We start from the raw sequence: 24,776 nt of genomic DNA, 5'->3' as shown, positions 1-24,776 counted from the left end.
AGCGAAACATCGGGCGCCGGTCCGCAGGGCACCATGGAGGGCATGGCACCCACCTCCGACAGCCCCTCCCCCGTGCTGCGCGTCCGCGGCCTCGACATCGGGTTCCGGTCCGGTACCCAGGTCACGCCCGTCGTGCGAGGCCTCGACCTCGACGTCCGCCCCGGCGAGCTCGTGGCGCTGCTGGGCGAGTCCGGCTCCGGAAAAACGGTCACCGCACGCGCCGTCCTCGGCATCCAGGACCCCGCGGCGACGGTCGCGGCACGCGAGCTGAGCGTGGGCGGCACGGACCTGCTCGCCTGCACCGAGCCGGAGCGCCGCGCGCTGCGGGGCGAGCGCGTGAGCATGGTGCTGCAGGACGCCCTGTCGAGCCTGAACCCGGTACTCACCGTGGGCGACCAGGTAGGCGAGATCTTCCGCGTGCACCGCGGCCTGAGCCGGCGGCAGGCGCGCGAGCGTGCCGTCGAGCTGCTCGACCTGGTGGGCATCGCGGCGGCGCGCACCCGAGTGGACGACTACCCGCACCAGTTCTCCGGCGGTATGCGGCAGCGCATCCTCATCGCGATGGCGATCGCGCTGGAGCCCGAGCTGCTCGTGGCCGACGAGCCGACCACCGCGCTGGACGTCACCGTGCAGGCGCAGATCCTGCGCCTGCTGCACGACCTGCGCGGCCGGCTCGGCATGGGGGTGCTGCTCATCACGCACGACATCGGCGTGGTCACCGAGGTGGCCGACCGGCTGGCGGTGATGCGCGACGGCGTGGTGGTGGAACAGGGGGACGCCGACACCGTCTTCGCCGCCCCGGCCGAGCCGTACACCAGGACCCTGCTGGGCTCCGTGCCCCGCGCCGGCGCGGTACGCGTGCTGGAGCCGGAGCGGGCGCCGGACGCGGACCGCACGGCGGCGGAGCGACGCGTTCCCGGCGGCGAGCACACGCCGGCCGCCCGCCGGGGCGACGTCGTCCTGGAGGTGAGCGGGCTGGGCCGCACGTTCCACGGCGGGTCCCCGTTGGCCCGGCGCACGGTGCGCGCTGTGGACGGCGTCGACCTGGTGCTGCGCCGCGGCGAGACGCTCGGCATCGTGGGCGAGTCCGGCAGCGGCAAGTCGACGCTCGCCCGCATGATCGTGGGACTGGAGAGTGCCGACCAGGGCGCGGTCCGCTACCACGGGCAGGACGTCACCCGCCGTACACGCGGACCACGCCCCGCGCCACGGACCGGCACCCAGATGGTGTTCCAGGACCCGTACACCTCGCTCGACCCGCGCATGCGGGTGCGCGACATCATCGCCGAGCCGCTGGTCGTGACACGTACCGGTACCGCCGCGTCCCGGCGCGAGCGGGTGGCCGAGCTGCTCGACATGGTGGGCATGCGGCCCGAGGTCATGGACCGGTTCCCGCACCAGTTCTCGGGCGGCCAGCGGCAACGCATCGGGATCGCCCGCGCCCTGGTGCGCGACCCCGACGTCCTGGTCTGCGACGAACCAGTCTCCGCCCTCGACGTGACCATCCAGGCACAGGTCACCAACCTGCTCGTCGACCTCCAGGACCGGCTCGGCCTGTCGATCCTGTTCATCTCCCACGACCTCTCGGTGGTGCGCAACCTCGCCCACCGGGTACTGGTGATGTACCGGGGCGCTGTGGTCGAGACGGGCGTGGTCGAGCAGATCTTCGACCGGCCCGACCACGCTTACACGCGCGAACTGCTCGCGTCGATGCCACCCCTCACCCGCGCGGAGCGCGGACGCCTGACCGCGGTCGGCGCCTAGCCCACGGGAGCCCACGGCGACGGCGCGAGGTGTGCAACTCGTGCGAGCCGTCCTCGGCGAGGAGTTCAGGCGTCCCGGCGCCGCAGGACCCATATCGCGGCCACGACCGCGGCGCCGGCCCAAGCCAGGAGCGCGAGCCCGTCGGCCCACTCGCCCTCCATCAGCCGCCACCCGATCGGGCTAGGCGTCCAGTCGCCGACGGTGTTGATCCACGGCGCGTCGAACCGCTCGGATGCCATCCGCAGCAGCTCGGGAACCAGGAGCAACAACAGGAGCATCACCGCGAGCGCCCCGGCGGTCCGGCGCACGAGCGTCGCCAGCCCGAGGGAGAACACAGCGAGCAGCGCCAGGTAGACCGACGCCGCGAGCGCGGTCTCGGCCTGTGTCCCGTCGACGAGCGAGAGCTCTCCGAGCCGGGCTGCGGTGAGCAGCAGCCCGCCGCCGGTCACCAGCAGCGACGCCCCGAGCACCACGGCGCCCACGATGATCGCCTTTGCGGCCATGATCCAGGTGCGGCGGGGCGTGCAGGCCATGGTGACGGTGATCGACCGGGTGGCGATCTCACCGGTGATCGCCACGATCCCGAACACCGCCAGGATGTATTGGACGAAGTACGACACGGCCCCCAGTACCGGGGTCAGGGCGTCGGGTGTGGTGGGGTCGCCGTCGCCGGACTCGAGGAGGCTCGTCAGCACGACGACTGCGGCGGACCCGCCGAGGTACCACCAGGTGGAGCGCAGGCTCCAGAGCTTGATCCACTCGGCGGCGATCGCGTCGCCGAGCCGCGTCCGGGCCGCCGCTGTCGGCGAACTGGTCGGTGCGCCCGGCAGGGTTGGCACCGCCTGTGGGGTGGATGCGCTCATGCCGCACCTCCTGCGGTGTACTCCACGGCGTCAGCGGTCAGGCTCATGTAGGACTCCTCCAGTGTCGGTTCGGTCGCCTCCAGCCGGTGCAGCAGGAGGCCGAGCTGGTGGGCGAGCGCCCCGACCTCTTCGGGTGGCACGCCCGGGACGGTCAGCTCGTCGTCGCCGGTCCAGCGCGCGTCGTCGAGCCGTTCCGCGAGCGCCTCCAGCCCGGGCCCGCGCACCCGCGAGCCGGTGGCGGTGAGCAGTTCCGACATCGGGGCGTCCGCGATGAGCTGTCCCCGGCCGAGCACCACGAGCCGGTCAGCGGTCTGCTGCATCTCGCTCATGAGGTGCGAGGACACGAACACGGTGCGCCCTTCGGCGGCGAGGCCGCGCAGCAGGGTGCGGATCCAGGTGACGCCGTCGGGGTCGAGGCCGTTGACGGGCTCGTCGAGCATGAGCACCTGCGGATCGCCCAGCAGCGCGCCGGCGATGCCGAGCCGCTGGCTCATGCCGAGCGAATAGGTACCGGCGCGGCGTCGGGCGGCGTCGGTCATGCCGGTGCGTTCCAGCACCTCGTCGACGCGGCGGGCGGGGATGCGCTGGCTGCGCGCCATGGCGCGCAGGTGGTCGCGACCGGTCCGGCCGGGGTGCACAGCTTTGGCGTCGAGCAGTGCGCCGACGGTGGTCAGCGGGCACTCCAGGTCGGTGTACCGGCGTCCACCGATCAGCGCGGTGCCGGACGTCGGCGCGTCCAGGCCCAGGATCAGCCGCATCGTGGTGGATTTCCCGGCCCCGTTCGGGCCGAGGAACCCGGTGACGGTCCCGGGTTCGAGGCGCAGGGTGAGGTCGTCGACGGCGGTCTTGTCGCCGTAGCGTTTGGTGAGGTTGGTCAGCTCGATCACGTGGCGAACGTATGGGGGGCGGCGGGTGCGCGGCGCCTGCCGATCGGCACCCGCACTACTGTCGTTCGTCAGGTCTTCACGCCCGCGCGGCCCGACGGCGGCCTGGCGCTGCCGTCGTCCGGGTACCGTCGATCCGTGAGCGAGATCCGCGTCCTCCTGGCCGACGACGAGGCAATGATCCGCGCGGGCCTGCGCACGATCCTCACCTCCGCCGACGACGTCGAGGTGGTCGGCGAGGCCCCGGACGGGCTCGCCGCTGTGGCGCTGGCCCGTACGCACCGGCCCGACGTCGCCGTCCTGGACATCCGCATGCCCCGTCTGGACGGGCTGGCCGCGGCCGAGGAGATCCGGCGCAGCGTCCCGGTCACCCGGGTGCTGATGCTGACGACGTTCGGCGAGGACGAGTACATCAGTGCCGCCCTGGCGGCCGGGGTGAGCGGGTTCCTGCTGAAGTCGGGCGACCCGGCCGAACTCATCGCCGCGGTCCGGGCCGCGCATGATGGCGCCGCGTACCTCTCCCCGCGCGTCGCCGCCCGCGTCATCCGGCTCCTGGACGACGGCGGACGGGGACCTGCCGGGTCGGCCGGCGCGGACCGCCGTCGGACCCGGGCGCTCGAGCTGGTGGCGGGCCTGTCCCCGCGCGAGCGCGACGTGCTGGCGCTGCTGGGCGCGGGCCTGTCGAACGCGGAGATCGGGTCCCGCCTGTTTCTCGTGGAGGGCACCGTCAAGGCGTACGTCAGCTCGGCGCTGGCCCGGCTCGGGGTGCGCAACCGCGTGCAGGCCGCGGTGCTGGCGCACGAGGCGGGGCTGGTCGGTGAGCCGGGTGCGGGTTCCGGGGCTGGTCCTACGGCTGGTCAGGGTCCCGGTGCGGGCCGGAGCACGGGCCAGGGCGAACGTCCGAGCACGGGCCGGATCTCAGGTGCGTAGCCCGGCCGTTGGCGGGCTACCGGGCATGTCCGGCAGCCGCGCCTGGTCGGTCCGGATCGCGGTGGACGCAGGACTGCTCGGCGTGCTGATCGCGTTCGCGCTGGTCGCCGGCGAGCTCGAAGGCTCCGGCCCGTGGACTCGCGCGCAGTTCGTCGCGCTGGCCGTGCCGATGCTCGTCGTGGCGGTCCTCCTCGCGCGCCGATGGCCCGTCGTGGCCGCCATCCTGCCCGGCGCGCTGTCCCTCGTCGCCAGCGGCAACTTGTTCACCAGCCAGCTCGTCGTCGCTCAGCTCGCCTTCGCGTTCCTGCTCGGCCGTCGGACCGACGGACGGCGGGCGCTGCTGGGCCTTGGCATCACGGTGGCCGGGCTGCTGGCGGTGTTTGTGCTGGTCATCGTCACTGGCGGAGCGCCGGGTTCGGCGGACGACTGGTTCGAGATGCTCACCGGGCTCGTACTCCAGGTCCTGATCCCGTGGGCGGCCGGGCAGTACATGTACCAGCACGGTGAACTGGTGCGCGCGGGTTGGGACCTGGCGGAGCGGCTGGAGCGGGAGCAGGACCGCGCCGTCGGACAGGCCCGCATGCGTGAGCGGGCCCGCATCGCGGGCGACATGCACGACTCCCTCGGTCACGACCTCAGCCTTGTCGCCGTGCAGGCCGGGGCGCTGGAGGCGATCGCTTCCGATCCGGGGCAACGAGCCGCTGCGGCTCGGCTGCGCGAGTCAGCGGCCGCCGTCACCGAACGGCTGCACGAGGTGGTGACGATGCTGCGCGACGACGCCGACACCGCGACGCGCGACGCGCCGCCCGCCGCTGCCGTCCGCCCGGACGACGCGATCGCGGCGCTCGTGGAGCGGGCCGCAGCTTCCGGGATGCGCGTGACTCTCGACTCAGGGCCGGAGCAGATGGACGGGATCGCCCGGGACACCGTCCGCGCCGCCCATCGCGTGGTGCAGGAGGCACTCACGAACGCCGCCAAACATGCGCCCGGCGCCGAAGTCCGGGTCACCCTCGCGAACGAGGACACGGCCGACGCCACCTTGGTCGTCACCGTCACGAACGACACATCGCCCCGCCCGCCGGGCGGCATCGGCACGGGATACGGACTGATCGGGCTGGACGAACGGGTCCGGCTCGCCGGCGGTGTCCTGACCGCCGGCACCGAACCCGGCGGAGGCTTCGTCGTCACCGCGCGCCTCCCGGTGCGTCGCGCGCACGCTCGCGCCACGAACGTTCACAGCGCGGACGCCGAGGCGACCGGCCTGCCCGGCACCGTGCACGCGGTCCAGCCTGCACACCCGGAGGGCACGGCCCACGCCGAGCTCGCCGCAGCCCGTGCCCGGCTCCGCCGCGGCATGCTCATCACGTTCTGGACGCCCGCGCTCGCTGGCGTCGCGCTCGTAGCTGCGTTCCTGCTCGGCGGCGGGCGGATCTGAGCTCCGTCCGCTGCCGCTACAAGCCCCTACGGGCATGGCCCGCGCGCCCGCTGCTGAAACTCATCCTCGGCGTTTCGACGATCCTGATGCCATGTCGCGCCCTTGTCGTGCGGGGAGGGTGCGTGCGCGTGCGACGAACTCCATGCGGTGGCGCCCTCGTTGGTAGCCATGCACTGGTGAAAGTGCACCACAAGGCAGCTCCTGACCGCAGAGTCGCGCCAGGAAAACGGAGAAGGCATGAAGCCGCCGCCAGCGAGTGGGGGTCGAGGTCCCGGGGCACCGGCGCCCGCCCCTGAGTGACGAGCGATCTGCCGCAGCATGAGGAGCACCTGACGGACACGTTCGCGCTCCGCCGTTTCGGACACGAGGTACTTCGGTGTGACTGTCGCAGGCCGATCACGAAGGCCGAACCATCCCCTCAGGTCGATCCGCGCTGGACGACGACCGATGTCGGGGCAGCCGGCTCCTGCGGTTCGATACCGAGTGCGGCCCGGGCAGCCTGCCGCCCGAAACCTTCGCCGTCGATGTGCACCGACGTGAGCGATGGGCGCCAGAGCGCCCCGTAGGGTCCGTCGTCGAACCCGATCACGGCGAGATCGCCCGGAGCGGACAAGTCCAGGTCCGCCATGGCTGCGAGAACACGGAACGCCGCTTCGTCGTCGAACGCGGCCACGGCTGAGACCTCCGGGTGCATGCCACGCAGATTGCGCAGCGCATCCGCGGTGGAAGCCGATCCCGTCGCGACGCTCACCCGGTGCAGGTCGCCGGCGCCTACGGCCGACCACGCTTCTCGGGCGTACCGCAGGCGCAGCGCAGCCAGCCCACCGGCGGCCACCTCGCCCGGAACGGCGAACGCGACGTTCGCGTGGCCGCGCTCGGCGAGGTGCGTGAGCTGGGTCATCGTGTGCGCGGCCAGCCCGTCGGTCCAGCCCCCGTCGCTCCCCTCCGTCTCACCGTCGTCGACGTCGCCCTGGTACGGCCGGGCCAGGTCGACGACGGCACGCGGCGCCAGCGTCGCGACGAGCTCGGCGAGCGCGGTGCGATCCGCGCCGCCCGGGTGCACCACGAGGGTGTAGCCGTGGCGCCACAGCTCGTGCCGCATGCCCGTCACGAAGCCGTCCAGGCTGTGTCCGGGCCGCAGGTCGCCGAGCTTGAGCAGCACGACCCGGCTGCTGCCCTCCCGCAGGGCGCGGGCGAGCCGGTGCGGTGTGTAGCCCAGGTCGCGTGCCGCCTCGCGCACCCGGTCCCGGGTGGTCTCGGGGATGGTCTGCCCAGGGGTGTCGTTGAGCACGAAGCTCACCGTGGCGGTCGAGACCCCGCTCGCGCGCGCGACGTCCTTGAGCGTCGCCCGGCTCTCCTTCGACATGTCCCCCCGTTCCTGGCGGCCGCCGGTGTTCTCGTGGCCGCGCTCCAAGGGTAGTCTCCACTTATTCGATTTAGTGATGCTCGACGAACCTCGGAGGAACCCATGCGATCCGTCCACGTCACGGCGCCGGACACCACGGCCTGGGTCGACGTCGACCAGCCCGTCGCCGGCCCCGCCGACGTCCTGCTCAGGATGCGCGCGTGCGGTATCTGCGGCTCCGACGCCCTGTACACCGCGAACGGAGGGATCCCGCCGCGGCAGGGCGCCACGCCGCTCGGTCACGAGCCCGCGGCCGAGGTCGTGGAGGTCGGTGCCGACGTCACCGGCATCGCGGTGGGCGACCACGTCGTGATCAACACGATGGCGCTGACCGACGGGCTCCTGGGCTCCGGCGGCGCCCAGGGCGGGCTGTCGGAGTACGTCGTGATCAAGGACGCACAGGTCGGCAGGCAGCTGCGGACCATCCCGAAGGAGATCCCCTGGGAGGTCGCCGCACTGAACGAGCCGATGGCCGTCGCCTACCACGCGGTCAACCGCACCCAGCCGCGCCCCGGCGCGAAGGTGGTCGTGTTCGGCGCCGGACCGATCGGCCTGGGCGCCGTGCTCGGCTACAAGCGACGCGGCGCCGCGCACGTCGTCGTGGTCGACATCCTCCCCTCCCGGCTCGACAAGGCCCTCCAGGTGGGTGCGGACGCCGTCATCAACTCGGCGCAGGAGGACGTGGCCGCCCGCCCCGTGGAGCTGCACGGCGACGGCGCCACCGTCTTCAACCGGGGCGTCCGGCCCGGCACCGACATCTACCTCGACGCCGCCGGCGCTCCCGTGGTCCCGCAGACCGTGGCGAGGATCGCCAAGCACGGCGCCACGCTCGGCATCGTCGCCGTGCACAAGAAGCCCGTGGAGCTCGACCTCGGCGGCATCCTGACCTCCGAGCTGAACCTCGTGTGGTCGATGGGCTACCCCACCGAGATCTTCGAGGTCACCGACGACATCATCGCCAACTGGCGCAGGTACGCGCTCATCGTCAGCGACACCCTTCCCTTCGAGAAGGCACTCGACGCCCTGGAGCTCGCCCGTACACCGGGCGCGGCCGACAAGGTGGTCGTCACCTTCGGCTGACCACCAGGCCCGCCCGCTGAGCCCCCGACGACCATCAGGAGAAGACGTGCCCCTCGAGCTCGACCCGACCACCGCCCTGCTCGTGATCGACCTGCAGGCCGCCACGCTGAGCAACCCGTTCGCTCACCCCGTCGACGACGTCGTCGGCGCGACGGCCGCGCTCGCCGCCACCTTCCACGACCAGGGCCGCACCGTGGCCTACGCGGTCTCGACCGGAACCCCACCCGGACGCAACGCCTACGGTTCCGCGCCGCGCACGTTCCCCGAGGAGGCGCGCGCCCTCGCGCCCGTCCTCGACGTGCGCGACGACGACCTGCGCGTCGAGCGGGCCCGGCTGAGCGCGTTCTCCGGCACCGGCCTGGCCGAGCTGCTGCGCGAACGCGCCGTCACGACCGTCGTGGTCACCGGTGTCGCGACCAGCTTCGGCGTCGAGTCCACCGTGCGGCACGCCTACGACCTGGGCTTCGACGTCGTCGTCGCCTCCGACGCCGTCACCGACCTGCGCGCCGAGACCCACGAGCACGCCCTGACCGCGGTGCTCCCCGCCATCGCCCGGGTCGCCTCCTCGGGTGACATCGCCGGCGCGTTGTCCCAGGGTTAGCGCGTACCACGGATCCGGGCCTCCTGCCGGTGCCACCTCAGCCGGCCAGCGGGTCATCGTTCGGCGGGGCGTCCTCCCGGTCGTTCGCCCGGTCCAGCGTGCGGTCCGGGAGCCAGACGGTGAAGGTACTGCCCCTGGGTCCGTGCTGCGTGTGCAGCAGGCGTCCGCTGTGGCCCTCGGCCGCCCGGCGGGCGATGGCAAGACCGAGCCCGGATCCTTCCGCCGCGGCGGGAGCACCGGAGCCGTTCCTGCTCTGGATGAAGCGGTCGAAGACGCGGTCGCGGTCCTCCGGGACCCCTGGGCCCTCGTCGGCGACGGCGATCCACGCCCAGCCTTGCCGGCTCCCGGTGCCGCTCCGATCAGACCTGCGGACGACACGCCCCGCAACCGGCAGGGACACATCCCTCCACACCGAGCCGAGCCCCGCACGGGTCGTGCGCCGGGAAGCACGCTCGCGTGACGTGGTGTCCGCCGATCAGCACCATGGCGCCGGCAGCCGCGAGGCGCAAAGGCTGTCCTCCACCCCGCGGCGACGCATAACCGGCGGGACACAAAGTGCGCCGCGGCGCTCCTCAGTCGCGCCCGCCATCTCTAGGTTCGGTCCGTGGCGGTTGCACGCCTCGCCGGTCGAAGAATCTCGTCATGGCATCCGAGTAGGGCGTCACGATGGCGAACTCGCCGTCAATAGCCAGCCATCGTCGGTGCGCGACAGGCCCGCCGCACCAGTCGCCAGCGGGGAACGAAGCCTGGAACCGAGAAGGGGCTGTTCAGAACTGCCCCTAGGAGCCGCAACCAGCGTGTGATTGCGATTTCTCGCGCCTCAGCACCCAATGGAAAGCACACCCTGCTGTGTGGCTCGCCAGCGATCGTACCGTCGTCTCTAGAAGCATGCCGGTCCCAGCACCGCGTGCTCCGAATGACCGCTGCCGCCAGACGCAAGCCGCGGCGGGCATGGAGGAGCTCGTCGTCAGACGGCACGGAGTCATACCGCCAGGGAAGGTAGGGGTGAAGGTCAAGCGTAGCTCATCGACTCCAGCAACTTCGTAGGTGACGTGGTCCTGGATGAGGTGTGCCCTCCGGGCATGGAGTCGAGGCTTCAACGTTCCCAGAGACGCATGGAGCCGGGCCACTCGCGCGCCACGGCTCTCCGGTGGAATTCGTATAAACTCCCGCGGGCAAGTCTATCGAATCATCCAGAGGCGGCGGTGCGGGGGCCCATTCAACCGGTTGTAGAAGGCCGATTTTCGCCCTGATGCCAAGGGCGAGGTTGGGCGAGCTTCAATGGGCGTCTCCTGCCCAGAGGGAGGTGAAGGACCGTGGCGAGCACGCCGTTCGTCTTGGAATCAATTATCTGGTGGATCGTTCAGCGTGATCCATCGGAGACTCGCTTCCCGGCCGTGCGAGACGTCATGAGTCGAGCGCTGCGCCGAATGGAGGTGCTGGATCGCGACAGTGCTGGACTGTACGCGCACCTGGTCGCGCGCGCCGAGTCCGAATTCGAGCACGAGTACCTTGCTTCCTGTTTTCCGGAGGCGGCCGGATTGACCCCGGCTTCGGAGGTCTCCTTACGCGGTGTGCCGGGCACTCCGATGCACATCGACCACCCGGAGCATCGATGGCGAGTCGACAATGTCAACTTTAAGATTCGCGACCTGGACGCCGCCGTCGAACTATGGTGGTTCGGCAGGCGCAACACAGAAGTGCTGGACGATCTCATCTTTGACGGCGTCCAAATTGCTGTCTTTAACGTGTTAAGAGACTCCCGGCGTCAGGCCATGACGTTGTTCGACGGGCTCTGGGATGAGGCGCGCGACGCTCACGAGAAGTCCTCGTTGATCACCGCACTCGCCGAAGAGTTCTCTCGACGAGATATCTTTCATGAATTTCCGATCTTGTATCGGTGGACCGACGTCGATGGTCCGGTTCGCGCCGAGATGCTGAATCAGGGCTATCTGGCTGGCCGGGCGGACGGTCCATCGGGTCCACCTCCCGAACGGCCTGACTGGGTGGCGATCGCGAGGACCTTTTGGACAGACGTGCGTGAGCTGGATGAGGAGGGCCGCCAGGATGCTGCGATCGACATGGAGGTGCTCTTGCACGGGCCGGTGTTTCGGTCCGTTTTCATCTTCCGCGAACTGTGGTTAGGCGCACACAATGACGACGAGCTGATCTGGCTGTTGGACTATTTTCGTTTTCCGTTCTGCGAACTGGGTTTGGCGACGAAAATCCCAGAAATCAAGGATGCTGCCCGCCGAAGTGCGGAAATCCGGTATGTGCTGGAGAGGCTCACGTAGAACCAATAGGGGTGTGCGAGAGCCGCCGGTGGAACGGGTTCGATGTCGTCAGATCACGCCAGCGAGAGCACCTGATGGCTCGTCCACCACCCGGATCACCGCGGCGAAGTGGGCCGTTGGTCGTCCTGACTCCATCGGACTCCTCCTGTCGCTAGGGATATCGGTCTTGTGGTCTCGCGGTGGCCCGCGCCGGGGTGGGGACGCGGCACCGAACCAGGGGTGGGTTCACAGGGGCGGCACCGAATCCATCGGCTGTGGGATCCAGTTGCTCTTGACGCGGGCTCCTGGTCTCGTGCCCGGAGCCGCTTGGGACGTCGGGGAGGCGTCGATGCGTGCGTTCGCCCCTACCGGGGTTGGTGGGTAGGCACGGGCGATCTGGTCCAGGGCTCCGGTTAGCCCGGTGCGCCAGCTCTGCTTGGGGTCCAGGAGGGTCAGGTGCTCCATGTCCCACCGGGCGCCGCGCCGGGGGCGCGCCCGCCCCGGCACGTGGACGGTGGCCCGGATGGCTGCACTTCTACGATCACCACAGACTCCACAGAGCGATCGGCAACCAAACTCCCATCAGCCGACTGACCAACGTCCCTGGACACCACAACTAGTTCACCAAGAACTCGGGACTGCGGCCGCACGCGAGGGTCAGCTGCGGGCGAACTCAACCTGCTCGAGCGGAACGCTCGAGTCCCCGTCCCGGAGGAAGCCCACCCGCAAGGGCGCACTCGACCCTCGCTCCCGCCGGACCATCGTCGGCCCGTCTTCCCGGGGCGCGTGTTCGTCGCCCCACTGCTGCAGGGCTCCGAGGACCACCTCGAGATCGCGGCCCGCGGACGTCGGGACGTACGCGGGTCGTGCACGACTGCCGGGTTCGCGGTACTCGGTGCGCTCCAGGACGCCGGCCTCGACGAGATGGTCAAGGCGATCAGTGAGGACGTTCGTCGCGATACCGAGCCGCTGCTGGAATTCGGCGAACCGCTCCACGTCGTAGAGCAGGGCCTCGCGAAGCACGAGGAAGGACCATCGGTCGGCGAGCACCGTCAGAGCCCGTTCGATCGAGCAGTAGGGCTTCTGAGGGCCGAGTTCCGGTGAACGAGAGCGTGCCATCCCGGCAGGATACGTCGCCTCCCCTTCGGGCCGGCCGCACCCCAGCCCGCACTGCGCCCGCCGACCGGGGCCGCCCACCAAGGCTGACTTGCTTGACGCAAGTCCGATGTGGTTTGCTCATAGGTGAAAGAACGATCGTTCTTTCTCCCACAGATGGAGACAGTCATGACCAGCACCACTCGTCGATGGACCAACCGCATAGCGCTCGGCGTTGCCGTCGCCACGCTCATCGCCGCGCCGAGCGTCGCCCTCGCCTCGGACAACACCACGTCGACGGTTGTCGCGGCGCACAGCTCGCCGCCGGCCGCCAAGCCCACGGTCGTCCTCGTGCATGGCGCCTGGGCGGACGCGTCAAGTTTCGCGCCGGTCACCAAGCTCCTGCAGGACGACGGCTACACCGTGCTCGCCGCCCCGAACCCGCTCCGCGGGCTCGCGAGCGATGCCGCGTCGGTAGCCGCGTTCGTAAACCAGGCGACGACAGGCCCAGTCGTTCTCGTGGGCCACTCCTATGGCGGCGCGGTCATCACGAACGCGGCACTCTCCACCCCCAGCGTCACCGACCTCGTGTTCGTCGACGCCTACGCGCCGGACAAGGGGGAGACCGTCTCGCAGCTGACCGGCGAGAAGCCCGGCTCGATGCTGGCGGCCGAGCCGAGCACGGTCTTCGACGTCGTCCAGGACCCCACGATGCCCACCGGCAACCCCGACCTGTACGTCAAGCGCGACCTGTTCCGGTCAGCGTTCGCGGCACATCTCGGTGCCGGGAACGCCGCAGCCCTCGCGGCATCGCAGTCCCCGGTGACTGGCGGCGCTCTTCAGGAGCCCTCGGGTGACGCCGCCTGGAAGTCGATCTCGAGCTGGTTCGTCATCGGAACCGCGGACAAGGTGATCCCGCCGGCACAGCAGCGCTCCATGGCGTCGCGCGCCCAGGGCCACGTGACCTCCGTCTTCGCCGACCACCTCGCGATGCTCGAGCAGCCGGGTGCGGTCGCGAACGTGATCGACAACGCCGCGACGAGCAAGTAGCAGCCTCCTTGCATGCCCCTGGTGGCAACACCCAGTACCGGCGAATCGAAGGTCGCGGCCACTCGCTCGTCTTCGACAACGGCTGGCAGAGCGTGGCGCAGACCGCGCTCAACCGGGTCGCGAGCCACGCCGACGCCGGCGAGCGCTGAGCGAGAGGTGCTCGGCGGTATCCACCGAACAGGTGCCGCCGGGCGCCGCCGCACGCCCGGTGGCTACGCGGTAGCGGCTGGAAACACGGCGCGGGTCATCGCGCCCGCACTGCGGATGAGGTCCTCGTGGTCGATCTGAGCCGAGCCGCCGACGGCGTCCGTCGCCGCACCGCAGTACCCGTGGTACAGCGCGCGGGCGAGCAGAGCCGGCTCGGTGGCCCGGATCGCGCCCGTCTCGACACCGGTGGACGCCGCAGCAGCGATCATCGCGATCAGCCGCTCGTTCACGTCGTCCTTGACCGCATCGGCGCCCGCGATGCCGTAGAGAGCACGATGCACGTCGCCGTGCTCCAGGGCGAACCGAGTCAGCTCCTGAAGGACGGTGACAAGGCGGTCACCGATGGGGACACCCTCGTCGCCGAGAATCCGCTCTCCGACCTCGGCGAACGACTCCATATGGCGCGCCCAGGCCGCCGCGGCCAGGTCTTCCTTGGTGCTGAAGTGCAGGTAGAAAGAGCCCTTCGACATGCCGGCCGTACGGGTGAGCTCCTCGACGGTGGACTCCGCTACACCCCGACGCACAAAGACGGTGAGCGCAGCATCGAGGAGATCTCGTCGACGCTCCTGTGCAGGCCGCACGCGGCGCTGCGACCGTGGCTGCGCGGTTGATGTCGGCATGTGTCGTGTCCTCCGATACCGATGGTAGTCGACCATCCTGGCCGGCATCCCGTGCGCGCGGGCGGCGCGCCGGTCGATCACTGGTCGACGGTTCCCAGAGCCGTGCGACGATGCCGACCACGCCGGGTCGGCATCGTCGCACGTGGTGCCGGACGTCGGATCAGGCGAGGAACCGCAGCACAGTCGCGCCGAACTCCTCAGCATGCTGGAACAGGAATCCGTGGCCGGCGTCGCTGTAGATGACCGTCGTGGCGTTCCGGAGCCGCTGCGACATCCGGAAGGAGTGCTCTGCGTGCACCATCACGTCGTGCGCGCCGTTCGCGACGAGCACCGGGATGTCGAGTTCGCCGAGTCGGTCCCAGGCCGCGGCGTCGTCCTGACCCCAGCGGCCGATGGCCTGCAGCTGCGCTTGCATGGCTTCCGACGCGACCTGCGGCGGCTCTGCGCTCAGACGCGCGTCCAGCCGACGGAGAGACTCCAGCCCGCGACGCCGCCCGTCCTCGTGGAGGCCGAAGAAGAGATACAGGAAGTCCTCGTCGTCGTTCTGCGGCTTCACCATCACCTCGACCGAGCGAGGCTCCGGTCCAGGTGAACCGTTCTGGCCGCCGGGCCCGCTGCCCAGCACAAGGAGACGTCGGACGAAACCTGGATGGTCGAGGGCGAGCATCTGGGCGACGAACCCGCCGATCGACCAGCCCAGTGCGTCGATCTGGTCGATCCCGAGCCGCCGGAGGAACTCCACCGCAATCTCCGCCATGCCGGCGAACGAGTCGGGCGAGACCCCGCCGCTGCGACCGATCCCGGCGTTGTCGAACACGATGACGTCGCGCTCGGCCGCCAGGACCTCCAGGAATGCCGGATCCCAGTGATCCATGGTGCCGCGGAAACGCTGGAACAGCACGACCGGAGTCGCGCCCCGCGGGCCGAAGCGGCGGTAGGCGATCGGCCCCGAAGGGGTATCGACGGTGAACGTGGGGACGGAGTCTGCGATGTAGGTCATGGACGTCCTTCGGTCATGGGGCCGGCCGCGCTGACCCTCTCTGTCATGATGAGGTTTTGACTTGCTATACGCAAGTCAGATTTGACTGACCGTCAGTCACTCACTAGCGTCGGGTACACCGCCCGATGAACGGCCGGCACCCCAGCCCAACGAAGGACCTGTCATGACTGCACGCCGCACACCCCCGCCGTTCGATGCCGAGCTCGAACCCGTGCTCGCCGACGCCGGCATCCCACCGACCCTCCTGCCCAGCCACCTGTCCGCGCTCCGCGGCCCTGGGTTCACGCCGCTCCTGGAGGATCTGCTCGAAGGACGCCCCATCGAGCACGAAGAGCGGGTCATCGCGGGGCCGGCCGGAGACTTGGTGGTCTCCGTCTTCCGCCGCACCGACCATGTCGCGGGAGGGCCGGCGTTCTTCTTCACCCATGTGGGCGGCATGATCTTCGGCGACCGGTTCGTGGGCGTCGCGCCCGTCGTGGACTACGTCGTCGAGCTGGACGCCGTGGTGGTGACGGTCGAATACCGCCTCGCTCCCGAGCACCCGGCTCCGGCCGCGCTCGAGGACTCGTACGCGGCCCTGGTCTGGACCGCGGAGCACGCCGACGAGCTCGGGTTCGACCCGTCGAAGCTCATCACGATCGGCGGCAGCGCCGGAGGCGGCCTCGCGGCGGGCATCACCCTCATGGCCCGCGACCGAGGCACGCCGCAGATCGCCGGGCAGGTGCTCATGTACGCCATGCTCGACGAGCACAACGACAGCGTCTCCGCGCAGCAGATCGACGGCATCGGAATCTGGGACCGCACCAGCAACGACACCGGGTGGAACTACTACCTCGGGGACCGGCGCGGGACCGACGACATCACCGTCTACGAGTCAGCGGCCCGTGCCGACGACCTGACCGGCCTTCCGCCGACGTACGTCGAAGTCGGCTCCGCCGAGGTCTTCCGGGACGAGGACGTCGCCTTCGCGAGCCGAATCTGGGCCTCCGGCGGCACGGCTGAGCTGCACGTGTGGCCTGGCGGTTATCACCTGTTCGAGCTGCTCGCCCCCGACGCGGAGCTCTCACGCGCCGCACGGCAGGCACGTGGCAGGTGGGTCCGCCGGCTGCTCCAGGACTGACCCGACTCGGTCGGCGCCGGCGGCAATAGCCGTAGCCAACCAGCAAGAAAGATCGTCAACTCAGGCGGATCAGTGGCCCACGCTCCGGGGTTCCGCCCCACCTGCACCTGGCGGGCCCGCCTCCGAAGAGCCCCGCCGGTGCAACGGTGAGCTGCTGCGAGTGGCGTCCGTCCTGGACCGTGTCAGGACGGACGCCACTCCTCCGCGCGACGGGATGCACCGGCCCGTCAAGGTCTCCGATCAGTCGTCGACCACGGTGACGGAGCCGTCGACGTCTCCGCGGGTCGCGTTCGAGTGCGGGCACACAAGGTCCGCCTCGTCTGCCAGACCATTCTTCGGGCCCGACAGATCATCATCGGCGCTGCGCTCTTGATCGTGGGCGCACTGGACCCGTCGCTCTGGGATCTCGCGCTCTCCGGTGGCACCTTTCTGGTTCTGGGCGTCCGAGCGAGCCGGTGGCGGGTCACCGTCGATCGTTCCCGCGTACGGTGCACCACAGCTCTGGACCTCGTCCAGATCAGTGTTCCCGTTCAGGCTGGCGGGATCGCCGACGCCATCGATCGCGCACTGCGCGTGAGGGGGTGGGCGTCGGTGATGCTCAGCGGCTCGCGCAGGATCAGCCGGTGGACCGACCGGGACGACGACGGGGATCCGCAGCGCGCTCCGCTGCGAATCCCCATCGGTCGTCGGGCGGGTTGGGTCAGCTGACCGGGGCGACCTCCTTGAGGTGCGGCAGGTTGGCTCCTGCCCGCCCGACGGTGATGGCGGCGACACGAGCGGCGAAGGCAAGGATCGCTGTCACCGTTGGTTCGTCGATGGCGCGCAGGTCTCCACGACGGTCCGCTCCCATCAGGTGGTGCTGGTGCAGAGCTGCGAGCAGCCCGCTCATGTAGGCGTCGCCGGCACCTACGGTGTCCACGACCGTCGCCGGATGGGCCGGCACCTCGGCACGACGCCCGTCAGCGAGCAGGGCGAACGAGCCCCGACCACCGCGGGTCACGACCACCGCGGGTCACGACCACCAGGGCACAGCCGTGTTCCTGCACCCAAGAAGAGGCGACGTCGGCCGGTTCGACGCCGGGATGGAGCCACGCCAGGTCCTCGTCGCTCACCTTGACCACGTCCGCCGCCGCCACGAGGTCGCCCACCGCGGGCCGGACATCGTCCGGGCTGCCCATGATCGACGGCCGCAGGTTGGGGTCGTAGGTGATCGTGGCGGTGCGCCCGGCGTCCCGCACGAGCTGCAGGAGGGCGTCGCGGGGTTCGGTCGCCGCGACTGCCGCGATGGAACCGGTGTGGACGACGATCGTCTCCTGCGGCGCCACCCACTGCGGCAGCTGCCACCGCAGATCGAACTCGTAGGTCGCGGCTCCTGTCGGGTCGAGGCGTGCGAGCGCGGTCGAGGTGCGGTCTGCACCCAGGGATGCGGGCAGGATGTCCACTCCCGACGCCGCCAGGTGGTCGGCCACGACGCGCCCGCGGGGATCCGTCGAGAGCCAGGTGAGCAGGTCGACGGACTCTCCCAGACGTGCCAGGCCCAGGGCGACGTTGGCCGGGCTGCCTCCCGGGTGCTCTGCCCGGGTCCCGGTGCTGTGCTCGACGATGTCGACGAGGGCCTCGCCGACGACGAGGAACTGGCTCATCGGTCTCCGATCGTGGTGCGGGATCCGGTCGCGGCGACCGGGACGTTGACGTCGTCGACGCTCAGGTGCCCGAAACCACCGGTCGCCTGGTCGACGATCTCGATGTACAGGTCCTCGCCGATGTGGTCGGCGGCGTCGATGGTGCGGCGTTTGTACTGGGCGCGCAGGGCGTCCTCGACGTTTCCGCTGACCCGGCCGACGACCAGCCCGTCCCGGGCCCGCACGACGGCGACGTAGAGCTTCTGCGGGTCGTAGCCGCCGGCGGTGAGCAGGTCGATCCGGCCGTCACCGCCCAGGGTGAAGGTCTCGGACCGCAGCCGGCCCGTCGCGGCATCGCCGACCTGTTCGTTGAAGCCCCACAGGTGGCAGCGATCGTCGTCGCCCCACGCGTTGGCCTGCCGGAACGGACCACCCCACCCCCAGTCCGTGGCGGCGGTGACGTTCGCGTCGGAGTAGGCGTCGCCGTCCACGACGCTCCATCCGGTGAGGTCGCAGGTCGCGAAGTCACCGTTGGTGAGTTCTTCGGTGGGCTCGCCGGCCGGAGGCTCGTCGTGGTGAGCGGGAGCGACTGGACCGTAGGCACCGGACAGGTTCCACACCTCCAGCGACCTGACCGTGACGTTCGCTCCTCCGGTGACGCGCAGTCCGACGGCGTCGGCGAGGGTCGGGTAGACACGGGTGGTCATCGACTTCTCGTCGTCGACGAAGGCCTCGACGACCGACCGGTCGACATAGACGTGCATCGTCACCTTCCCGTCGGGCGCCACCTCGTAGGGGCCCTCGTGCACGCCCTTGCGGGTGTCCGGGTCCAGGCTGGAACGGTTGCGGTCCAGCCTGAGGATGTCGGCTCGGCGGTCGACCGTCAGCACGGTCCGTTCGGTCCCGTCACCGCTGCGCCGCACCTCGAGCCCGGCCGTCGAGGTCGCGCCTCGCCCGGAGCCCGGCGCGATCTGCAGCTGGGCCCTGATCTCCAGGAGATCGGTGAACCGGTCGTGCTTCGTGTCGAGGGCCGCGTTGGTGCGCGCCACGGACCGGTTCTTGATCGACAGCACCTTCTCGGTGCGGAGGGTCTTGAGCTCGTCCACCGGCTTGACGCCGGCGTCCCCGTCGCGGGTCTGGGTGAGCTCGACCGGGAGTCCCATCGAGTGCGCCCAGCCGGCGTCGTGGTGCTCGTCCTCGCTGCGCCCGTCCTGGGTGATCGTGAACAGCAGGGACCTGCCCTGGGGGTCGACCATCCCGGACGGACCCGTGAAGTGCTCGCCGTAGTCGAACAGGCGAGGCTCCTCGTGGTCGGGCACGAAGACGTGCTTCTGCCGGTCCCACTCGCCGACCCAGTAGTAGGTGTTCTTCGCGGTGTTCTCGTTGTAGCCGTCGAACCACGGGTTGACGACGAACACGTACTTCTGGGTGCCGCGCCGCTCGCCGAGCGGCAGCAGCACCGGCAGCTCCCAGACCTGCCCGGTCTTGGGATAGGTCTGGGCATCACCGACGAACAGGGGGTTCTGGTACTCCCAGTTGACCAGGTCACGGGAGGTGTAGACGAGCGCCGTCCCGCCGACCTTCGTCTCGCCGTCGACGATGCCGGAGCCGACGAGCTGGTACCAGATCGGCTTGCCGTCCTCGGCGGTCTCCTTCCAGACGAACGGGTCGCGGAACTGGCCGAACCAGGGGGTGCCGGCCGGCGAGGACAGGTCGGGCGCCTGGACCGTGACCGGCTCGGGCTCCAGCCTCCACCGGGTGAGCGGGGTCTCCTCGGCGCCGGGCACCGGCCACGCGAGTCCGGTCGCCTGGTTCGGAACCTTGGCGTCGTTGCCCGCGGTGTAGAAGAGCACCGGGTTCCCGTCCGCGTCGTAGGTGGCGCTGCCGGACCACACGCCGTCCGGTGTGACGGGCTCCGTCGGGGCGATCGCGACGGGCAGGTCCTTCCAGTGCACCAGGTCGGTGCTCACGGCGTGGCCCCAGTGGATCTGGTGCCAGTACGGGCCCTGCGGGTTGTGCTGGTAGAAGATGTGGTACTTGCCCTCGAACCAGATCGGTGCGTGGGGCTCGTTCATCCAGTGCTCCGGCGGCAGGAAGTGGTACTGGGGGCGGTACCGGTCGCCGTCGTACCGGGCTCGGTCGGGCCGCAGGCCGTCAATGGGGCTGTCACCGCCCACGGCCGCCGCGTCGGCGATCTGCTGCGGGCTGAGGAGCTCGTCGGTCACGGTCAGCTCGTCGATCGCCCCGTTCCACGAGTTGGCACGGAACGTCCCGTTGATCACCGCGGCATGGTTGTGCCGCCCGATCAGGAGCGGCTGGTTCTCCGCCGCGCGGATCCTCGTTCCAGCCCCGATGTCCTTCGTAGCGACTTGGGTACCGTTGAGGTAGAGGCGCATCAGGCCGGAGGCGGCGTCGTAGGTGGCGGCGACGTGGCTCCACCCGTCGGTGGGCAGGCCGGCGTCCTTCGGAGCGCGCAGCGTGTGCCAGGCGACGCCGTCGCCGAGCTCGAGACCCCATGCCCCGTGGCGGTACATGCCCAGCAGGTATCCGCTCCTGGCGTCGGCGTCGTGCTGGTTGACGATCGCCGAGGCCTGCCCGAGGTCGCCCCACTCGTAGGAGCGCGGCGCGACCCATGCCTGGATGCTCAGGGTGCTGCTGGGCGTCAGGGCCTGGAATCCGTCGCGCTGGATGTAGGTCGAGTACCCGTCGAACAGCAGTGATCCCGCGTTCACGCCCTGCCTCCACAACGGGTCCGAGTCCGGCTTGTAGGCCGCGTCGTTGAAGACGTAGGCGACGTCGTCGGTCGTCCCGGACCCGTCGTCGTGCGCCTGCTTGCCGGACGTCTCGTCGAACGACCAGTGCATGGGGTCATTGATCAGCGTCCGCACGCCGTCGACGTTGAGGTGCCCGGTGGCGGACTCGTCGACCAGGCGCAGGTAGACGACGTCGCCGAGATGTTCGATGAGGTCGAGCGCGACTTCGGCATACGCCTCGCCGGTGGAGTCGACAGTGGCGCGCACCAGTTCTTCGTCGTCCGTGGCCGCGTGCACCGCGACATAGAGGTCGGGATCGCTCGTGCCGCCGAGCAGGAGCCGGACCTCGCCGCGTCCGCCGACGACGAACCGGGGCGAGGTCAGAGTTCCGGTCAGGGTCTCGTCCGTCCGTGCCCCTCCCCACAGGTGGTAGGTGCCCTCGGCGCCGAACGGTTCGTCGTCGGGTGTGGTGGTCGCGGTGCTGAGGTTCGCCTCGGTGAACGCGTCACCCTGAGCGGCCCAGTTCCGCAGGGTCCCGGTCTCGAACCCGGCGTTGTCGAACTCGTGGCCGAGGACCTCGACGGTGGTGTCGAAGGCGTCGACGTTGATGTGTCCCCATCCACCGGTGGCGTTGTCGACGACCCGGAGGTAGAGCTCCTCACCGAGGTAGGCGGTGGCGTCCCAGCGCACCCGGCTGTACTTCTCGGAGTCGGCGAAGGCGGTGTTGGTCGCGCGCAGCAGCTCGGTGTCGTCCGACGCCCGGTGGAGCGCCACGTAGAGGTTGTCGCGGTCGTTGCCGCCGCCGACAAGGAACTCGATCGCACCGGTTCCCGCGAGGGTGAAGGTCGACGACGTCAGCGTGCCGGTCCGGGAGTCGGGGCTGTCCTTGGCGCCCCACAGGTGGTAGTTCCCGTCCTGCCCGAACGGGCCACCCCACCCCCAGTCCGTCGCGTCGGTGACCTGCGCCGCGGTGAAGGCCTGGCCGGTCGCCGTCCAACCTTCGAGGTCGCCGGTCTCGAACCCGGGGTTGGCGATCTCGGTGATCGATCGCTGTGCGTAGGTGCGGACGTCGTCCAGGTTGAGGTGGCCCCAGCCGCCGGACGCAGTGTCGACGACCTCGAGGTAGAGCTCTTCGCCCAGGTGCGCCGAGGCGTCCCACACCACTCGGCGGAGCTCCTCGGAGTCGGCGAAGGCGGTGTTGGTCGCGCGCATGAGCTCGGTGCCGTCGGAGGCGCGGTGCAACGCGACGTAGAGGTTGTCGAGATCGTTCCCGCCGCCCAGGAGGAAGCTGATCTCGCCGATCCCGTCGAGGGTGAAGGCCGAGGAACGCATGCTGCCGGTCGGTGCGTCTCCCCCGCTGCTCGCTCCCCACAGGTGGTAGCTGCCGTCCGGGTTGAAGCAGCAGCCCCAGCCCCAGTCCTCGGCGTCGGACACCGTCGTGTCGGTGAACGCGTCTCCCTCGGTCACCTCCCACCCGGTCAGGTCGCCTGTCTCGAAGCTGGGGTTGTCGATCGTGGGCGGGGCTGCGGCCTGCGCTGCCGGAGACATCGCGAGGCCACCGGCCAGGGTGAGGGCCGCCGCGATCGCCGCGGCGGGCAGGACGTGCGCGCGGCGTGTCCGGACCGAGCCTGACGTTCTCATCGCGTCTCCTTCGATGCCTGGAGCTGCCAGACGTCGACCTGGGTGAAGCGGGTCTGGCCGCCTTCCGAGTACAGCTTCAGGCCGGTGCTCGCCGCCGCGCCGTCGGTTCCCCGGCTCGTCGGGTAGATCCGGTTCGAGAACGCCGCGGCATCGTTGATGAACACGTCGACCACCGAGTGGTCGATGAAGACGTGGAACTTCTCGGGCTTGCCGAAGGCGGCCTCGTCGTAGGCGCCGCGCAGCAGCACGGCCTCCTCGTTCTCGAAGTTGCGGCTCGATCGGGTCTTGTCGATGACGATGTCGCCGCCGTCGTAGTAGACCCGCGTGATCTCCGCGCCGTCGGGCGAGGCGCCGATGCACAGGCCGTACCGCCCGCCGGTGGCGGCAGGGTCGACCTGGGCGATGATCTCCACCTGGTTGCCGGACGCGGCGAGGCTGCGCTCCCCGGTCACCATGACATCGGACTCGGTCTGCGGTGAGCCGGCTCGTAGCGTCGTGAGCTGGGCGAGGGCCCGCTGGCCGAGGGTCTGGCCGTCGGCGAGCAGACGCCACTGGCGGGGCACGCTGAACGTGTGCGCCCAGCCCAGCTCGAGCTGCATCCGTGAGCTGGAGCGCTCGTCCACGATGCCGATCGCGACGGGGTTGCCGTCCGGGCCGTGTGCGACGGTCGGCGACAGGTGGCCGTGGATCACGTCCAGCGGCTTCGGCCGTGCGTAGTCCGGGGTGAACTGGCTGCCGTTCCACGTTCCGGTCCAGTAGACCGACCGCGTGTACGGTTCGGCGAGCTTGGACACCGACCTGCCGATCGGGCTGACGACCAGGACGTACTTGTCCCGCCCGCCGTGGGTGCCGATCTTCTCGAAGACAGGCATCTCCCAGATCGCCGAGTCGATGTCCATCGACGCGAACGGGATCGTGGAGAACGGGCTGCCCGCCCGCGTCCACTGCCCCTGGATGTCCTGGGCCGTGTAGTGCTCCACCGCCCCACCGGCGTCGGTCGCCGCGCCGATGATCATGTGCCAGGTCCCGCCCTCCTGCCAGAGGTACGGGTCGCGGAAGTCGGCGACGTGCGCCGGAGCGTTCTTGTCGATGACCCCGGCGCCCGCCTTGGTCCAGCTCGCCAGGTCGGTGTCGGTGCTGGAAGCACGCGCGATGCCCGGGTCGAAGGGGCCACCGAAGTTCACCGTGGTGAAGAACGCGTGCGCGGTGCCGTTCACCGACACGACGTCGCCGGACCAGATCCCCTTGGATCCCTGCGCCGTCAGGCCGTCCCCGGCAATCGCCCCCAGACCCGCCTCACGGTCGTTCGGTTCCGGGTGCAGCGCGTCGGGCAGGTTCGTCCAGTGCACCAGGTCCGTGCTGGTCATGTGACCCCAGTGCATCTGCCATTTGAACGGGCCGTTCGGTGTGCGCTGGTAGAACATGTGGTACTTGCAGTCGTGCTTGACCAGGCCGTGCGGTTCGTTGGTCCAGTTGGCGGGCGGCATCGCGTGGTACCGCGGCCGGAGGATGTCGTCCGCGAACCGCAGGCCCGTGACCTGGAGCGCGACGTCGTGGGCCGGGCTGGCGCCGGCGATCCCGGCGGTGTACTCGGCCGTGAACGTCTCGGCACCGCGCGCGACGTCGTAGATCCGTGTGTCGTCGTAGGCCGCGTTGAGTGCGTTGACGAGGAACACACCGGTCGTGACGTCCTCGCTGGCCTTGCCGACCACCAGCGGCGCACCGGCGGCCTGCGCGAAGCGTGTCCCGGCTGGGATGGCGACCCGGGCCACCTTCGGCCCGGCGGCGTCGTCCAGGTGCAGCCGCAGCTCCCCGGCATCGCCGTCGACGACGGCGGCGATGTGCACCCACTCGTACAGCGGGAACAGCCACGGTGCCTTGACCGTGCGCCACTGCCCGCCGACGTGCGCGGTGAACCACCATTCGCCGTAGGTGTTGATCGCGATGTCGAAGCCCGCGTCGGCGGAGCGCTGGTAGATGATCGACGACGGGGTCAGGCCGTCGTACGGCTGCTCGCTGTCCGAGGGGTAGCTCTCGAGCGCGATCCACGTCTGGACCGTCATCTGTGAGGTGAGCGGCGTGGTGAACTGCCCGGTCGCCCAGGTCGAGAAGCCGTCGGTGCGGAAGGCATTGCCGTGCACGCCCGGCACGCGCTCGGCCGGGTTGTTGGTGACGTGGACGTTGAACGTGCTCTGGCTGATCTCGTCGAGGATCGTGGCCGAGCCGTTGGGCTGGTCGTAGGACAGGCGCAGGACCGGGTCGCCGGTCGCGGCCGCCGCGGGGCGGAAGAGCGCGCCCGTCGCGATGACCGCCGCGGAGACCGCGGCGCCCTGCAGGAAGGTCCGCCGGCCGAGCCGGGGCAGGTGGTGGGTCGGTCGTGTGTCCTGGTGCTCCGTCATTGGAACTACCTCTCGTGTCGCGATGATGGGGCGG

At 70.2% G+C, this 24,776-nt stretch carries 21 protein-coding genes and 1 pseudogene; 11 read left to right on the top strand and 11 right to left on the bottom strand.

The genetic code is table 11. From position 1 onward, the window contains the following. Positions 1 to 42: 42 nt before the first annotated feature. Positions 43 to 1,764, top strand: a complete 1,722-nt coding sequence (locus AB0I29_RS05100; RefSeq protein WP_357478795.1) for an ABC transporter ATP-binding protein — start codon at positions 43 to 45, stop codon at positions 1,762 to 1,764. A gap of 65 nt (positions 1,765 to 1,829) precedes the next feature. Here the strand turns inward: AB0I29_RS05100 and AB0I29_RS05095 are convergent, their stop codons facing one another. After that, positions 1,830 to 2,627 carry a hypothetical protein gene (locus AB0I29_RS05095; RefSeq protein WP_357478792.1) on the bottom strand — a complete coding sequence of 266 codons (798 nt, stop codon included), beginning with the start codon at positions 2,625 to 2,627 and terminating at the stop codon, positions 1,830 to 1,832. Then, entirely contained in the window at positions 2,624 to 3,514 is an 891-nt protein-coding gene (locus AB0I29_RS05090; protein ID WP_357478789.1) for an ABC transporter ATP-binding protein, read from the bottom strand. The genes AB0I29_RS05095 and AB0I29_RS05090 overlap by 4 nt, the downstream gene beginning before the upstream one ends. A gap of 135 nt (positions 3,515 to 3,649) precedes the next feature. Between AB0I29_RS05090 and AB0I29_RS05085 the strand changes: the two genes are divergently transcribed. Together AB0I29_RS05085 and AB0I29_RS05080 are read left to right on the top strand one after the other, a co-directional pair. After that, positions 3,650 to 4,441: a response regulator transcription factor gene (locus AB0I29_RS05085; protein ID WP_357478786.1), complete on the top strand. Its 792-nt coding sequence runs from the start codon at positions 3,650 to 3,652 to the stop codon at positions 4,439 to 4,441. 25 nt (positions 4,442 to 4,466) lie between these two features. Beyond that, on the top strand, positions 4,467 to 5,876 hold the full coding sequence (locus AB0I29_RS05080) for an ATP-binding protein (protein ID WP_357478783.1): 1,410 nt from the start codon (positions 4,467 to 4,469) through the stop codon (positions 5,874 to 5,876). Between the two features lie 418 nt (positions 5,877 to 6,294). Here AB0I29_RS05080 and AB0I29_RS05075 read toward each other — a convergent pair whose 3' ends face one another. Then, entirely contained in the window at positions 6,295 to 7,242 is a 948-nt protein-coding gene (locus AB0I29_RS05075) for a LacI family DNA-binding transcriptional regulator (protein WP_357478780.1), read from the bottom strand. A gap of 102 nt (positions 7,243 to 7,344) precedes the next feature. Between AB0I29_RS05075 and AB0I29_RS05070 the strand changes: the two genes are divergently transcribed. Further along, a complete protein-coding gene (locus AB0I29_RS05070) occupies positions 7,345 to 8,361 on the top strand; it encodes a zinc-binding dehydrogenase (RefSeq protein WP_357478777.1) in 1,017 nt (338 codons plus the stop codon). A 46-nt stretch (positions 8,362 to 8,407) separates the two neighbouring features. Then, positions 8,408 to 8,962, top strand: coding sequence for an isochorismatase family protein (locus tag AB0I29_RS05065; RefSeq protein WP_357478774.1), 555 nt, complete (start codon positions 8,408 to 8,410; stop codon positions 8,960 to 8,962). Positions 8,963 to 8,999: 37 nt separating this feature from the next. Here the strand turns inward: AB0I29_RS05065 and AB0I29_RS05060 are convergent, their stop codons facing one another. Further along, on the bottom strand, positions 9,000 to 9,362 hold the full coding sequence (locus AB0I29_RS05060; protein WP_285102078.1) for an ATP-binding protein: 363 nt from the start codon (positions 9,360 to 9,362) through the stop codon (positions 9,000 to 9,002). A 916-nt stretch (positions 9,363 to 10,278) separates the two neighbouring features. Here AB0I29_RS05060 and AB0I29_RS05055 point away from each other — a divergent pair. Together AB0I29_RS05055 and AB0I29_RS05050 are read left to right on the top strand one after the other, a co-directional pair. Further along, a complete protein-coding gene (locus tag AB0I29_RS05055) occupies positions 10,279 to 11,256 on the top strand; it encodes a hypothetical protein (protein WP_357478771.1) in 978 nt (325 codons plus the stop codon). Between the two features lie 497 nt (positions 11,257 to 11,753). After that, positions 11,754 to 11,855: pseudogene (locus AB0I29_RS05050) on the top strand (IS481 family transposase); the annotation flags it as partial. Positions 11,856 to 11,892: 37 nt separating this feature from the next. Here the strand turns inward: AB0I29_RS05050 and AB0I29_RS05045 are convergent. Continuing rightward, positions 11,893 to 12,354, bottom strand: coding sequence for a helix-turn-helix domain-containing protein (locus tag AB0I29_RS05045; protein WP_357478768.1), 462 nt, complete (start codon positions 12,352 to 12,354; stop codon positions 11,893 to 11,895). A 165-nt stretch (positions 12,355 to 12,519) separates the two neighbouring features. On the opposite strand from AB0I29_RS05045, the gene AB0I29_RS05040 reads away from it, so the two are divergent. Then, positions 12,520 to 13,380, top strand: a complete 861-nt coding sequence (locus AB0I29_RS05040; RefSeq protein WP_357478765.1) for an alpha/beta hydrolase — start codon at positions 12,520 to 12,522, stop codon at positions 13,378 to 13,380. An 8-nt stretch (positions 13,381 to 13,388) separates the two neighbouring features. Beyond that, positions 13,389 to 13,529 carry a hypothetical protein gene (locus tag AB0I29_RS05035; RefSeq protein WP_357478762.1) on the top strand — a complete coding sequence of 47 codons (141 nt, stop codon included), beginning with the start codon at positions 13,389 to 13,391 and terminating at the stop codon, positions 13,527 to 13,529. Between the two features lie 63 nt (positions 13,530 to 13,592). Here the strand turns inward: AB0I29_RS05035 and AB0I29_RS05030 are convergent, their stop codons facing one another. Further along, positions 13,593 to 14,207 (bottom strand): TetR/AcrR family transcriptional regulator, encoded by a 615-nt coding sequence (locus AB0I29_RS05030; protein ID WP_357478759.1) that lies wholly within the window; start codon positions 14,205 to 14,207, stop codon positions 13,593 to 13,595. Between the two features lie 160 nt (positions 14,208 to 14,367). Next, positions 14,368 to 15,207 (bottom strand): alpha/beta hydrolase, encoded by an 840-nt coding sequence (locus tag AB0I29_RS05025; protein ID WP_357478756.1) that lies wholly within the window; start codon positions 15,205 to 15,207, stop codon positions 14,368 to 14,370. 163 nt (positions 15,208 to 15,370) lie between these two features. On the opposite strand from AB0I29_RS05025, the gene AB0I29_RS05020 reads away from it, so the two are divergent. Both AB0I29_RS05020 and AB0I29_RS05015 read left to right on the top strand, forming a co-directional pair. Then, positions 15,371 to 16,327: an alpha/beta hydrolase gene (locus AB0I29_RS05020; RefSeq protein ID WP_357478753.1), complete on the top strand. Its 957-nt coding sequence runs from the start codon at positions 15,371 to 15,373 to the stop codon at positions 16,325 to 16,327. 375 nt (positions 16,328 to 16,702) lie between these two features. Further along, positions 16,703 to 17,035 carry a hypothetical protein gene (locus AB0I29_RS05015; protein ID WP_357478750.1) on the top strand — a complete coding sequence of 111 codons (333 nt, stop codon included), beginning with the start codon at positions 16,703 to 16,705 and terminating at the stop codon, positions 17,033 to 17,035. On the opposite strand, the gene AB0I29_RS05010 is transcribed toward AB0I29_RS05015, so the two are convergent. The 4 genes from AB0I29_RS05010 to AB0I29_RS04995 are packed head-to-tail and all read right to left on the bottom strand — an operon-like array spanning position 17,028 to position 24,742. Beyond that, complete coding sequence (locus tag AB0I29_RS05010; protein ID WP_357478747.1) at positions 17,028 to 17,327, bottom strand: PfkB family carbohydrate kinase; 300 nt, start codon at positions 17,325 to 17,327, stop codon at positions 17,028 to 17,030. The genes AB0I29_RS05015 and AB0I29_RS05010 overlap by 8 nt on opposite strands. After that, positions 17,287 to 17,970, bottom strand: coding sequence for a PfkB family carbohydrate kinase (locus AB0I29_RS05005; protein ID WP_357478744.1), 684 nt, complete (start codon positions 17,968 to 17,970; stop codon positions 17,287 to 17,289). Before AB0I29_RS05005 ends, AB0I29_RS05010 begins: the two co-directional genes overlap by 41 nt. Next, a complete protein-coding gene (locus AB0I29_RS05000; protein ID WP_357478741.1) occupies positions 17,967 to 22,343 on the bottom strand; it encodes a GH32 C-terminal domain-containing protein in 4,377 nt (1,458 codons plus the stop codon). Before AB0I29_RS05000 ends, AB0I29_RS05005 begins: the two co-directional genes overlap by 4 nt. Beyond that, a complete protein-coding gene (locus tag AB0I29_RS04995; RefSeq protein ID WP_357478739.1) occupies positions 22,340 to 24,742 on the bottom strand; it encodes a GH32 C-terminal domain-containing protein in 2,403 nt (800 codons plus the stop codon). Before AB0I29_RS04995 ends, AB0I29_RS05000 begins: the two co-directional genes overlap by 4 nt. Positions 24,743 to 24,776 lie beyond the last annotated feature (34 nt).

This window comes from Promicromonospora sp. NPDC050262 (assembly GCF_040655935.1).
In the GTDB taxonomy this organism is placed as follows: domain Bacteria; phylum Actinomycetota; class Actinomycetes; order Actinomycetales; family Cellulomonadaceae; genus Promicromonospora.
Note: the sequence above shows the minus strand (reverse complement) of the source record. Positions and strands in the feature narration are given on the sequence as shown.

What these genes read in the sequence shown, in the direction of transcription:
- AB0I29_RS05100 (WP_357478795.1), top strand. Translation starts at nt 43, where the DNA reads ATGGCACCCACCTCCGACAGCCCCTCCCCCGTGCTGCGCGTCCGCGGC.
- AB0I29_RS05095 (WP_357478792.1), bottom strand. Translation starts at nt 2,627, where the DNA reads ATGAGCGCATCCACCCCACAGGCGGTGCCAACCCTGCCGGGCGCACCG.
- AB0I29_RS05080 (WP_357478783.1), top strand. Translation starts at nt 4,467, where the DNA reads ATGTCCGGCAGCCGCGCCTGGTCGGTCCGGATCGCGGTGGACGCAGGA.
- AB0I29_RS05075 (WP_357478780.1), bottom strand. Translation starts at nt 7,242, where the DNA reads ATGTCGAAGGAGAGCCGGGCGACGCTCAAGGACGTCGCGCGCGCGAGC.
- AB0I29_RS05070 (WP_357478777.1), top strand. Translation starts at nt 7,345, where the DNA reads ATGCGATCCGTCCACGTCACGGCGCCGGACACCACGGCCTGGGTCGAC.
- AB0I29_RS05045 (WP_357478768.1), bottom strand. Translation starts at nt 12,354, where the DNA reads ATGGCACGCTCTCGTTCACCGGAACTCGGCCCTCAGAAGCCCTACTGC.
- AB0I29_RS05040 (WP_357478765.1), top strand. Translation starts at nt 12,520, where the DNA reads ATGACCAGCACCACTCGTCGATGGACCAACCGCATAGCGCTCGGCGTT.
- AB0I29_RS05030 (WP_357478759.1), bottom strand. Translation starts at nt 14,207, where the DNA reads ATGCCGACATCAACCGCGCAGCCACGGTCGCAGCGCCGCGTGCGGCCT.
- AB0I29_RS05025 (WP_357478756.1), bottom strand. Translation starts at nt 15,207, where the DNA reads ATGACCTACATCGCAGACTCCGTCCCCACGTTCACCGTCGATACCCCT.
- AB0I29_RS05020 (WP_357478753.1), top strand. Translation starts at nt 15,371, where the DNA reads ATGACTGCACGCCGCACACCCCCGCCGTTCGATGCCGAGCTCGAACCC.
- AB0I29_RS05005 (WP_357478744.1), bottom strand. Translation starts at nt 17,970, where the DNA reads ATGAGCCAGTTCCTCGTCGTCGGCGAGGCCCTCGTCGACATCGTCGAG.
- AB0I29_RS05000 (WP_357478741.1), bottom strand. Translation starts at nt 22,343, where the DNA reads ATGAGAACGTCAGGCTCGGTCCGGACACGCCGCGCGCACGTCCTGCCC.
- AB0I29_RS04995 (WP_357478739.1), bottom strand. Translation starts at nt 24,742, where the DNA reads ATGACGGAGCACCAGGACACACGACCGACCCACCACCTGCCCCGGCTC.